Genomic DNA, 12,224 nt, shown 5'->3' on the forward strand with positions numbered 1-12,224 from the left:
CCCCTATAAGTATGAGCGACAGCCTGGCAAGAAGACCAAATTCACCCCGTCCCTGACAATAGCTAAAGCGAATCTCGTTCGATGATAGAGTAAGCTACATTCGTACGCTGAGGAATGTCCCGGCCTTGGATGCTGGCGATTAATTGTTCAGCGGCTTTGCGCCCGATCTCGTCGACGTGAAAATCAATCGTAGTCAGCGCAGGATCCACATAGTGAAGAATATCGATATTATCGAAGCCCATGATTCCTGCCTGCTCCGGTACCCGGATATGATTCGCCTTCAGAAACCGCATCATGTCAAGGGCGTAGACATCGCTGCTGCATAGAATTGCGGGCTTCTCATCAGATTCCGATAGTAGCTGAAGCATGCTTTCCATGTAATCATAGTCCGTAATTACGGTATAACGGATATCCGGCAGCTCGGCACAGGCTTCGAGAAAGCCTTTAAGACGCTGCTCCGGAACGTAGATATTGCTCTTGCCCTTATAACGCAGCGGCGGACTTACGTACAGAATACGCTTATAGCCTTTGGAGCCGATATGGTGAACAGCAGTCTTCATCGCTTGTTTGTCATCGATCCAGACGAAAGGCACCTTAGTCGATACCCGATTGGCGAACGTGACGATCGGAACGCCGGATTGCTTCAAGAACGTATCGAACGTCGTGCCCATATTAACGGGTGACAGCGCAATGCCATCGACCTTGCGGTCCAGTAAATTGTTGATATATTCCATTTCAAGCGCTTTGTCCTTGTTGGTCAGCACAAGATAGACGAAATAACCGTGTCTTCTTGCTTCCGCTTCGAAAGAGTGGAACAGCTGCGAGAAGATGCGGTTATACACGTCGAAGAGCACGATGCCAAGCGTCTTCGTTTCTCCTTTGACCAAGCTTTGAGCCAGAAAATGCGGTCGGTACCCCAGTTCGCCGGCAACCTTCATAATCTTCTCGCGAGTAGCTTCATTGATGCCGGGACGGTTATTTAGCGCACGATCGACCGTACCCCGAGTTACTCCGCACAGCTCCGCGATTTGTTTGCTTGTCACTTTCATCAGCTTCCGGCAGCTCCCGACTTTGGATTCATAGTTTTGCGATAATCGTAGTATAAAATGAGGGCTCCGGTCAATCCGTTCATGTGCACGGTGCGCGAAAATTTAAGGTGTAACCCACCAATAATAGCGTTTACAAAAATATACATGGCTGATACAATTAGAATCGTTCACGTGCACGGTAATGCCGTGCATGCCAAATGAATAGTCAATTCCATCTTGCGAACAACACAGCACTTATAGCGGAACCATAAACGAGCCTACAAGGAGCGATCGACAAATGGTTTATTCGAAAGCGCAATTATTCGATTCATCAGGGCAGCGCACGTACTCGGAGGAAGCGAAGGAAGCGGCTTTTCTGCTGGGCGGCATCGGAACGGGTAATATCTCGATCGGCAGCCGCGGCGAGTTTAGAGATTGGGAGATTTTCAATCGCCCGGGCAAAGGCGATCTGCTGCCAAATACGTATTTCTCCATCTGGGCGAAGCAAGAAGGCGAAGCACCTGTCGCGAAAGTGCTGGAGTCGAGACTGCCGCTGCCTCACAGCCGCTCGCATGGCTACCATCCGATTACAGGCGCCGGGCTTCCTCGTCTTGAGAAATCAACGATGCGCGGTGAGTATCCGCTCGTTTGGGTGGATTTTGAAGATAAGGAGCTGCCTGTACAAGTTTCGCTTGAAGCCTTCACGCCGTTTATTCCGCTGAATACGAACGATTCCAGCATTCCAGGCGCGTATATGACGTACACAGTCACCAATACATCGGATAAAACAGTTGATGTTACGATTGCAGGCTCGCTGATGAATCCAATTGGCGGCATTAATTATGACTCATTCGGTAACTTGGATGTACGGAATACCGGCGGGAATTTCAACGAGTTCCGTGAAGATAACGGATTCACCGGCTTGAACTTCACATCGCATGCATTTGGTGATGGGGAGCTAAACTACGGCAGCCTTTCAATGGTAACGACGAATCCGAAGGTAACTCATAAACGCGCATGGTTTCGCGGCGGCTGGTATGATTTTCTGCAGGAGTTCTGGGATGATTTTGTCCAAGATGGTCAGCTTAATGATCTTGGCTACGATACGCCTTCCGAGAAGAACCGGACGGATACCGGCTCCCTTGGCGTATGCGAGACGTTGGCGCCTGGCGAGACGAAGACGTTTGGATTCGTGCTTGCATGGCATTTTCCAAACCGCGTCAATGGCTGGAATGATCATATATGCGTGAAGGAAGAAGGACGGCAAATTACGCAGAATTACTACGCCGGCTTGTTCGATAGCGCTTGGTCTGCAGCCTCTTATCTGGTGAGCAATCAAACTCGACTGACGCAAGAAACGAAGCTGTTCCACAGTGCGCTGTTCGAGTCCACGCTACCATCGCATGTACTCGACGCACTATCGAGCAACATCACGGTGCTCCGCAGCCCGACCTGCTTCCGGTTTATTGACGGACGGTTCTTCGGCTACGAGGGGTGTTTCGATCATCAAGGCTGCTGCGACGGAAGCTGCACGCATGTATGGAACTACGCGCAAACGCTTGCCTTCCTCTTCCCAGAGCTTGAGCAGAGCATGCGTAGAACAGAGTTTCTGACCGAAGTCGAAGAAGACGGCAAAATGAATTTCCGTGCATTCAAGATGTTCCAGTCCGAGTGGACGTGGCAAGGAACTTCTGCGCCTGCCGCAGCCGACGGCCAGATGGGCACGATCATGCGCGCCTATCGCGAATGGAAGCTGACAGGCGACGATGATTTCCTCCGTGAGCTGTGGCCTTCGATTCAGAAGACGTTGAATTATGCGCCGCTGCACTGGGATACGGATGGCGACCTCGTGTTTGATGGCGTGCAGCATAACACCTATGATATCGAATTCTATGGACCGAACCCGCTTACCGGCGTATTCTTCTTAGGCGCGCTTCGCGCAGGGGCTGAAATGGCTGCTTATCTCGGCGAAGAGGAAACTGCGAAGAAGTATGCGGCTGCATTCGAAACGAGCTCCAAGCGACTTGATGAGCTGACTTGGAACGGCGAGTACTATGTGCAGCGTCTGGAAGACGTGGATGCACATAAGTATCAGCATGGGATTGGTTGTTTGTCGGATCAGCTGCTCGGCCAGCAGCTTGCACATCTGTACGGGCTGGGTTATCTGCTTCCGAAGGAACGTGTGCAGAGCGCGATCCATGCGGTGTTCAAGCATAATTTCAAAGAGGATTTCTACAACCATGTCAACTGCCAGCGGACGTACACGCTTAATGATGAGAAGGGCTTAGTGCTGTGCTCTTGGCCGGAAGGCGGCCGTCCGAAGCTGCCATTCGTGTATTCCGATGAGGTGTGGACCGGTATCGAGTACCACGTGGCTACGCATTTGATCTATGAAGGCTTTATTGAAGAAGGGCTTACGATTGTAAAAGCGGTACGCGACCGTCAAGACGGATTCCGCCGCAGCCCTTGGAATGAGGTCGAGTGCGGCCATCATTATGCAAGGTCGTTGTCCAGCTGGGGACTTCTGATCGCGCTTAGCGGCTTCGAATTCGATATGGCTCGCGGTGAAATGAAGTTTAAGCCGGTAATTAACGAGGAGAATTATACCGGCTTCTGGAGCACCGGACGTGCGTGGGGAACTTACAGCCAGAAGCAAACTGATGGCGAGTATGAGGTCGACGTGAAGGTGCTGTACGGCGATGCTTCAGGCGTGAAAGTTTATGCAGGCGACAAAGAGTTTACCTTATAGGAAGCTAGCGAAGGCTGTCTCAAAAGTGCAACTTATGACTTTTGGGACAGCTTTTTTATGCAACAATCTATTCGGGGCTTCGTCTAGAAAGGAAAGGGTCGCTGTTTCTCCCTATTCATTCCAGTAGACGAGGTGTTCGAATCATGAAGAAATGGTTGATCGGTACGCTGGCATGCACATGCCTCATAAGCTCGGGGAGCAGCTTCGCAGCAGCAGCCGAGGCGCAAGCTGCTGCTACTGCCATCACAGTTACGGTAAACGATCGCAGCATAACGTTTGATACCAAACCAATGATTGATCATGGAACCGTATTTGTCCCGCTTCGTTTTGTCGTGGATGAGCTTGGCGGCCAAATTGCAGGCTGGAGCAACAATGAAGTAATCGTCACGAAAGGAACCACAACGATCAGCATGAAGATTGGTTCCAAGAAGATAACGATTGATGACAAGCAGCTCGAGCTTCAGGCAGCGCCTAAGTTAATGGATAGCCGAACGCTCGTGCCACTTCGTGTTCTCTCGGAGGTGTTCGGGGCCACAGTCCTTTACGAGAACCATCAAGTTCACATCCACACAGCTATTTCGGAGCCTATCTATGGCAATTCTATCGGCAATCTCAATAACGGCGGCTGGTATGTGAGTGACTTAGAATGGATCTATTACAACAATCAGAATGATAGCGGAAGGCTATATAAAGAGAAATATGACAGCTCGGAGAATCAGCTGGTCAGTGACGACAAGTATATTGGGGCTTTGAATCTCGTTGGCAAGCAATTGTACTACACAAGCGACAACAAGCTCTTCAAGTGTGATATCGATGGGGCGAACCGGACGCTTGTGCATGATTTTGGGCTGGGGGCAAATCTGGTATCCGTAGTCGGAGATTGGATCTACTATACGCAGGGCACCTATATGTATAAGCCGCTCTATCGGATGAAGCTGGACGGAACATCAATAGAGCTGCTCGAGAAATATCAGGTATCCAGCATCGCGGTGATGAACGGGAAAATTTACTATACGATCGAAGCGCAGAAGTTATTCGTGATGGACGCGGACGGGCGCAATAAGAAGAAGCTGCTCACGGGGGATTACATCACATGGGTCGAAGTGAAGGGACAATCGCTGTATTTCAATTTCAAAGGGAAGTTGTATACGATGCACACAGACGGTACGGCATTAACGAAAATTTCTGATCTGGATGCGCGCAATATTAATATTCAAGGTAATCGGCTCTATTTTAGCAACTATAGTGAATACGGCAAGAAACTATATCGGCTGAATCTGCTGGATCATACCACACTGAAGCTTAGCGATGATAAAGTCTATTATGTGCATATTTTGGATAAGAAGCTGTTCTTCTATAATCCTGATATCAGAGTCGTTGAAGAGATCGAGATCGAAGGGGCATAATAAGCTGGGCAGGGAAACCTGCTCAGCTTTTGCTTATGTCGCGCAATCTTGACGATCGACACGATCATCCTAGCAATCTACTGTTCAGCGACCGTTAAATTTGCTATCGTTGGTAGATACCAAGGTGAAGTAACGAGAGGGGGATTTCATATTGAAAGTACTGCTATTCGGTGCAACGGGCATGGTAGGGCAAAGCGCTCTTCGTGAGTGTCTCGTAGATCCACAAGTTACGGCGGTCACCTCAGTTGGACGGAATGTGACCGGTCAGATGCATGACAAGCTGATCGAGATCCAGCAGGCGAATCTACTCGACCTCTCTGCAGTCGAGAAGCAATTAACGGGCTTTGACGCTTGTTTCTTCTGTCTTGGCATATCGTCTGCGGGAATGAGCGAGGAGCGTTATACGGCGATTACCTATGATCTGACGCTCAGCGTGGCGAAGACATTGGCGCGATTGAATCCGCAGATGACGTTTATCTATGTGACGGGCAGAGGTACGGACAGTACGGAGAAAGGCCGCAGTATGTGGGCTCGTGTTAAGGGCAGAACGGAGAACGAGCTGCTGAGGCTGCCGTTTAAAGCGGCTTATATGTTCCGGCCGGGCGGGATTATACCTCGGCATGGCGTGAGGTCGAAGACCAAGCTTTATCAAGCGATCTACATCCTGATGAGACCGTTCTATCCGCTGCTGGAGAGAGGGTTCAAGAGCGCCATGACATCATCGGATAAAGTCGGACGCGCCATGATTGTCGTCTCGCAGCGGGGTTATGCTACTCCGTTCATTGAAAGCGATGATATCAATCGAATAGCTTCCCAACATATATGAACTGCGAGGAATTCCGATGTCGATGAAGCCGGCACAGCTTCCACAATCCATTCTGTTTGAGATCATTCTTGCTGTAATTATCGGTGGAACGGTCATTACCGCATTCTTACCGCTTTATGGGAATGGCATCATTAATGTCGTCGTTCCGATCGTTATTTTATTGGCCTTGAAGGCTGATTTTTTTGAAAAGATCAAACTTTCCACCCTGCTGATCGGCCGAATTTTGGTAGTGGTGACCTTCTTGGGTTTCTTCCCGGATAATTGGCTTGTCCCAACCATTGTATGGTTGCTGCGCATCAATATTTTGGAAGCGACATTGACCGATTACAAGAATCGCAGTTATTACAACGTTATCTCAGGCATAGCTTTGATCGCTTCATCCTTTGTTCTTCAAGGAGAGTGGCTCGGAACGTATTACGTCACGACAAACGAGGCCATGATCTATTGGGCGATTGCCTACACACTATGGAATTGGAACTTTGTCATCTATAATTTCAAGCAGCAGATCGGGTTCTACCATATTGCGGTGCTTATTGCCCCCATGCTGATTGTGCTCGGAGCTTGGAATCCGGGATTATGGCTAATCATGCGGGCTAACAGTTTGACGGTTGCGGGGATTTTTCAAATTTCATGCAAAAACTACCTCGAACAGAATCTCCGGAACGATTCGCTCACTGCATTCATTGCAGCGGTTAAGCGAAAACCAACGCAGCTTATCGTGATGTTTGTCAATGTGCTGCTCTGTATTGTGACGCTGGTTCTTATCGGAATAGGTTAACGAGTCGAGTCGTGTCATGTGTCGAGAGAGTCCCTGAGACTTTCTCGACTTTTTTGTGCAGCCATCGCTATAAACCGTGTAATTCGTAGTCTCCAAGCTTCGAAAATATGATGAATCTATGGAAAACAGAGTTGCTCCGAAGGGGCTGTAAAATTATGATGTGAATATGTAAGCGCATACAATATTGCTCATTCCAGCACTGGCAGAAGGGAGAGGCTTGAAGGTAAATTGGCATTAGAAGAAAGGACCAACTAACCGAATCACAAAGGAGAATAACAATGAAGAAGAAAATGACGCTTATCATGTTAGCCTGCTCCATGGTGTTCACCTTGTTTGGTTTCAGTCTTACTGTAGATCAAGGCTCGAAAGCAGAAGCCGCCGGCTACACACCGAAGCTGCCCAAAATGCCAGCGACATCGGCTGTTATTGTTCTGGACATTACGAAGGACAAAAGCGAGCATTCGTGGGAATCCACAGAGGCGCTGCTGGCAATCACGACGATTCAGGGGATCGTCAATCGTACGAGCAGTACGAAAATTTACTTGGTAAACGCGCCGCAGAAATGGACGGGCATCTGGAATCCTCCTGCGACAGATCAGTGGGCGCTCGACGATGGGCTCGTACCCGGTACGAAAACATACCCGACACTGAATCAATCCAAGCGTTTCCCGGTACTCAGCTACTTGGTGCAAAATTACGCTTCTTATATTAAAGGAAGTGTATTGTACCCAAGCTTGTCCACGACAGTAAATGACAGCGCCGTAATGGCGGCGATCACGGCTGCAGCGCAAACCGATGCGATTCCGTTGTCTTCGGCCATACAGAGCTATTTGTCTACGACAGAGAGCAAGACGTATACCTCGCTTGCGGACACACGCGGCTTTGCGAATGAAATCGACGCATTCCGCTGGGCCAAAGCGAACTACTTTAATGCGAATACGACAAAAGCATTCGTCGCTAAGCATGGCTTTAAGTATTGGGGCGGCAGCCCGGCGCTTGTACCGATGACCTTCGACTATTATGTGGCGAGCAAAGCGTTTATCTACAGCCTTGACGCGAACAAAACCAATGAGAGGGCTGAGGTCGCAAGCTTGCTGAATACAACGAACTACCCTGCAGGCATACCGGTGCTCGGCGAGATTAATGGTGAGACTTCGGAGCTGCAGGAAATCGAGGATCGCGGTTATTTCTTCACCTTCCTAGATGGTGCGAATTACTCCGTCCATAGCTCGTACGCATCTGATCCTGCGACGTTTACGGCACCAACTGCTCCCGCAGCATCGACAATCGACAATAACGGTGTCTACGTTGCCTTCTATGTCACCGATGGCGACAACCTGAGTATTGCGGAGTATAATCACCATAACTACTAGCGTAATTCACCGTATAAAGGTCAAGTTCCGATGGGCTGGTCCTTGCCGCCGATGCTGCTTGATCTGTATCCGAAGAAGCTGCAGTGGCTGTCGGCGAACAATTACGCCAACAACTATGAGCTTATCGCCAATTATAACGATGGAAGCGCGCCAAATACGGCAGCAGGCGAAACGGCATTCACAACTGCGTATAAGGATTATATAAGCAATTCCAATGGGCTGTTTAGAACCATGAACTATTTTGATACTTCGGCAGCGTCGAATAGCCTCATTACTACTATTAATCCTTACTTCTCCATTCGCGGCTACCAAGGGGGAACGAACGGAAATCCTGTTTCTTGGTCTTCCATTGGTCAGATTCCGAATACAACGATTAGCGGCTCCACGCAATCCACTGCAACACCGCAAGAGATCGCCAATGCTGCCAAATACGTAGCCGATCAAACTGCTGCAGGAACGCCTGCGTTTGTCGTTGTTTCGGTTGGAGACGGCGGTCACTCGGGGGACCCTTCGGAGGATGCTGCACTAGCGAAGGCAATCATGCTTAACAATGCCGGCGGCCGAAACTATCATTTTCTAAGGCCGGTCGATTTAGCGGCAACTTGGAAGGCTTACTCCTCTCCAGCAGCACCTTCAGGCAATTATGAAGCAGAAAGTGCAACATTGACCGGTGGAGTAGCAACCTATACGAACAGCTATGCTTCAGGTGGATCAATTGCCGGCTCGTTCTATCAGGGAGGGGCAATCAGCTTTGCTAATGTCGTGTCAGGCAGTTCCGTGCAAATTCGTTATGCGAACGGCTCGACGGTTCAAGGGAAGGCAAGCTTGTATGTAGGAGGCACGGATGTAGCGCAAGTAACATTGCCGCCGACAGGAAGCTGGGATACGTTCGGCACGGTAACGATAAATGTTGCCGTAAGCGGAACGGTTAAACTTCAGATTGATGCCGATGATGCGGCGACAATGGGCGGAAGCTTCACAACAGCAGGCAATATCGATAAAATCACGGTTTCCGGCACGGGCGGAGGCGGCGGAGGTCAAACAAGCTTCGAGGCAGAGGCAGCTGCACTTGTCGGTGGAGCTGCAATCTACACGAACAGCGTTGCATCCGGCGGACAGATCGTCGGCAGCTTCTACCAAGGCGGTTCGTTGACATTCAGCGGAGCAGCGAGCGGAAGCAGTCTGACTGTGCGTTATGCCAACGGCTCGACGATTACAGGACGTGCAAGCCTCTACGTGAATGGTGTAGATGTGGCGCAAATCGTACTACCGACTACCGGAAGCTGGAATACGTTCAGTACGGTAACGGTGAGTGCAGCGGTTCAAGGCACGATTAAGATTCAGATCGATGCCGATGATGCGACTACGATGGGCGGCAGCTTCATTACAGCAGGTAATCTCGATAAAATAACGATCAATTAATGATGAAAAAGGATACAGCAGCGACTAACGTCGCCTTGCTGTATCCTTTTCTTATTTCACGGCCAGTTCATCTCGGACATGCTGGTTTTCTTTCCGATATTGCGCCGGCGTAATGCCGTAATTCTTCTTGAAGATCGCATAGAAGGAATTCAGTGCCGAGAATCCGGCATTTCTGGAAATTTCTTCAATTGTCCGGTTCGTATCAACGAGCTGCCGTTTGACTTCTTCGAGACGCAGCCCTGTAATGTAGTCGGACAAGGATTGGTTCATAATTTCTTTGAATAATGGCCGTAAATAGGGGACGGACATGCCCAGTGAATCAGCGACAAATTTGGATGAGAGATTCACATTGCTGATGTTGGATTCCACGATGTCGCGAATGTCATTCATTAATTTGGAATGGCGGTTTGACTTGGCATTCTGATTGGTCTCGAGCACGGAAGCGATTACCGAGTGCAGCCATTCCATAACGTTGCTGATTGTCTCCATTCGGTCAAGCTGCATCTCGATATGCGTGAAACTCCACAGATGCGGCTCGCTGTAATCATGCCGGATTTGACGGACGGTCTTGCCAAGGTTGAGCATGAAATGCGTTAATGCAAGTCTAGACTCGGAGTAAGAGTAAGGAACCAAATGCCCGACAAACTGCTCCAGATGAGAGATGCATTCCTCCTGATGGCCTAATCGCAGTTCAGACAATACGGCACGTTCCTGTTCTTCCGGATAAATATAGTCAGCGGCTCCCTCGTTCTGTACTTCAAGGAAGAAAACCTGCCCCCTCCCGCGTTTAAACCGCTCATTCGAACGTTCCACTGCATCCGAATATGCACTATGAAGAGAGGTGAAAGAATGACAGATTTCACTGATGACCACCGTAGCGGATAACGATAAATAGTGGTTGAAATGCGCTTGGATTTGATTGAGCTGCGGCAGTAAATCATTAGGCGCTACATCGCTCTCCAGATTGAACACAGCCGCGATATGATCGCCGTCCAGGCTGGAGGTTTCGATGAGGCGCGCTGCCGCAAGATCCTCTTTCACGATATTTTGCATCGCATATTTGATCAGACGCTGGTTGCGCGTGTTATTCGTTTCGCAGAAAGCCGTATAGTGGTCGATCCGGAATATGGCAGCACACAGACGATCCGGGTTCAACGAAATTTCCTGCTCCCGCAGCAGCTCCAAGATGCGATCGGAATGCTTCTCCGCCGGATGGAGCAGCAGCTCTCGAATGACGGATTCCTTGGATGCAAGCCGATTCTCCCGCCAATAGTTGGTTAGCTGACCCAACTGGCTCCTCTGGCGATTAAAGATTTGGGACAAATAAGAGAGTTCATTATCGGTCTGCTGATTCGAATCATCTTGCGTGAGACTGAGGCTGGCATGGTTCTTCTTCACATCCGCAATTAATTCCTCGAGCGGGGAGTAGATGCGCCGCGACAACCGCCAGATCGTAATAAGCAGGGCTAAGAAGAATACCCCATAGAAAACGAATGTTAAATTGCGCAGGAGATGTAAATGGTTGAACAGTTTGTTCTTCGGAATGAGCTCTGTCATCGTCCAACCCTTTATGCCTTGGAAAGGAATTTCGACATACGCGAGCAAGTAATCATCGCCGCCAATATCTACGTTGGTCCAACCCTCACCAGGTTCAGATAATACCGGCAGCTGTTGCATGACCGGCAGTGAATTGCTGCTTGTTACGAGCTGACGTCGCTCGTCGAAGAACGCGATTTCGTTCGCAGTCCCGCCGTTTTGGAATTCATTCCCTACATAGGAATGCAGCTTCTTCATATCGACGTTTAAGACAAAGGAAGAGATGGAGCGGTTCGTTTCATACGAAATAATAACAGACAGCAGGTTCTTGGGCGCGGGATGGCCAATCGGAAACTTCGTGAGCTGCCGCGGCAGAAACGATACATTATACACCTTGTCCGTCGCACGAATGTTCGTGAGCACCTCTTTGTCCCAGAAGCCTTCTATGGGGAGGAGTCCGTAATTGGAAGTCAGTACTTGATTCGTATAGCCGTTTACAATGTACGCGGAATCAATAAACGGGTTGTATTTCAGCACATCCTTGAGCTTCACCCAGATTTGATTGTCTCGATAAGCGTCATTGAAGTTCTGCAAGGCATACGTTTCGAAATCGGTATTTCGGCTCCAATTGATGGCATAAGTCGCGGTGGATTCGAGCAATGAAGAAGCAATGCTGGCACGTTCCTTCATTAATACAACGGAGTGGTCGCCGATCTCCCCGGATGCCGAACGCGAGAACATGGTATAGATGGAGAAAGTGCTGATCGTCACTGCACCTAAGCTGATGCTGACAAAATAGAGCAGGATACGCAAGTAGGTTTGTCGGTTCTGTAGGCGTAGTAATAGTCGTTTGCGTGCCAAGTTCTTTTCCCTCCGTAGGCCTTTATGCTAGCGCTTATTATAGCATAATCGTTGTCGGCTAACGCGAAAGACTAGCATTTCTTATAGCTCTCGTTTTATGACCTTTGTTTATCTGATGAATCTATGCTTTTCAGATGTAGTTTTCCGAGCAATTTAGATTCTTCTGTTCTTCCAGGCAATATTCATAAGAGGTAGGGCTTGATAGGCTTAGGTTGTACCCGAAACGATGAGGGTCAGACACAACG

General features: G+C 49.3%; 8 protein-coding genes. 6 read left to right on the top strand and 2 right to left on the bottom strand.

Annotated features, from left to right (window positions below):
- Positions 1–62: 62 nt before the first annotated feature.
- Complete coding sequence (locus AC0YNS_RS06015; protein ID WP_475780141.1) at positions 63–1,049, bottom strand: LacI family DNA-binding transcriptional regulator; 987 nt, start codon at positions 1,047–1,049, stop codon at positions 63–65.
- Between the two features lie 277 nt (positions 1,050–1,326).
- Between AC0YNS_RS06015 and AC0YNS_RS06020 the strand changes: the two genes are divergently transcribed.
- The 6 genes from AC0YNS_RS06020 to AC0YNS_RS06045 all read left to right on the top strand — a co-directional run bounded on the left by AC0YNS_RS06020 (position 1,327) and on the right by AC0YNS_RS06045 (position 9,582).
- Positions 1,327–3,777 carry a GH116 family glycosyl-hydrolase gene (locus tag AC0YNS_RS06020; protein WP_475780142.1) on the top strand — a complete coding sequence of 817 codons (2,451 nt, stop codon included), beginning with the start codon at positions 1,327–1,329 and terminating at the stop codon, positions 3,775–3,777.
- A 143-nt stretch (positions 3,778–3,920) separates the two neighbouring features.
- A complete protein-coding gene (locus AC0YNS_RS06025; protein WP_475780143.1) occupies positions 3,921–5,183 on the top strand; it encodes a DUF5050 domain-containing protein in 1,263 nt (420 codons plus the stop codon).
- Positions 5,184–5,334: 151 nt separating this feature from the next.
- The gene (locus tag AC0YNS_RS06030) at positions 5,335–6,009 is read left to right on the top strand and encodes an NAD-dependent epimerase/dehydratase family protein (RefSeq protein WP_475780144.1); all 675 of its coding nucleotides are present in this window, start codon (positions 5,335–5,337) and stop codon (positions 6,007–6,009) included.
- 16 nt (positions 6,010–6,025) lie between these two features.
- A complete protein-coding gene (locus AC0YNS_RS06035) occupies positions 6,026–6,787 on the top strand; it encodes a DUF5692 family protein (protein WP_475780145.1) in 762 nt (253 codons plus the stop codon).
- Between the two features lie 278 nt (positions 6,788–7,065).
- Positions 7,066–8,160, top strand: a complete 1,095-nt coding sequence (locus tag AC0YNS_RS06040; protein WP_475780146.1) for a GxGYxYP domain-containing protein — start codon at positions 7,066–7,068, stop codon at positions 8,158–8,160.
- Between the two features lie 30 nt (positions 8,161–8,190).
- Complete coding sequence (locus AC0YNS_RS06045; RefSeq protein ID WP_475780147.1) at positions 8,191–9,582, top strand: carbohydrate-binding protein; 1,392 nt, start codon at positions 8,191–8,193, stop codon at positions 9,580–9,582.
- A gap of 51 nt (positions 9,583–9,633) precedes the next feature.
- Here the strand turns inward: AC0YNS_RS06045 and AC0YNS_RS06050 are convergent, their stop codons facing one another.
- Positions 9,634–11,979: a helix-turn-helix domain-containing protein gene (locus AC0YNS_RS06050; RefSeq protein ID WP_475780148.1), complete on the bottom strand. Its 2,346-nt coding sequence runs from the start codon at positions 11,977–11,979 to the stop codon at positions 9,634–9,636.
- Positions 11,980–12,224: the final 245 nt, after the last annotated feature.

The organism is Paenibacillus sp. J22FR21, assembly GCF_056269135.1.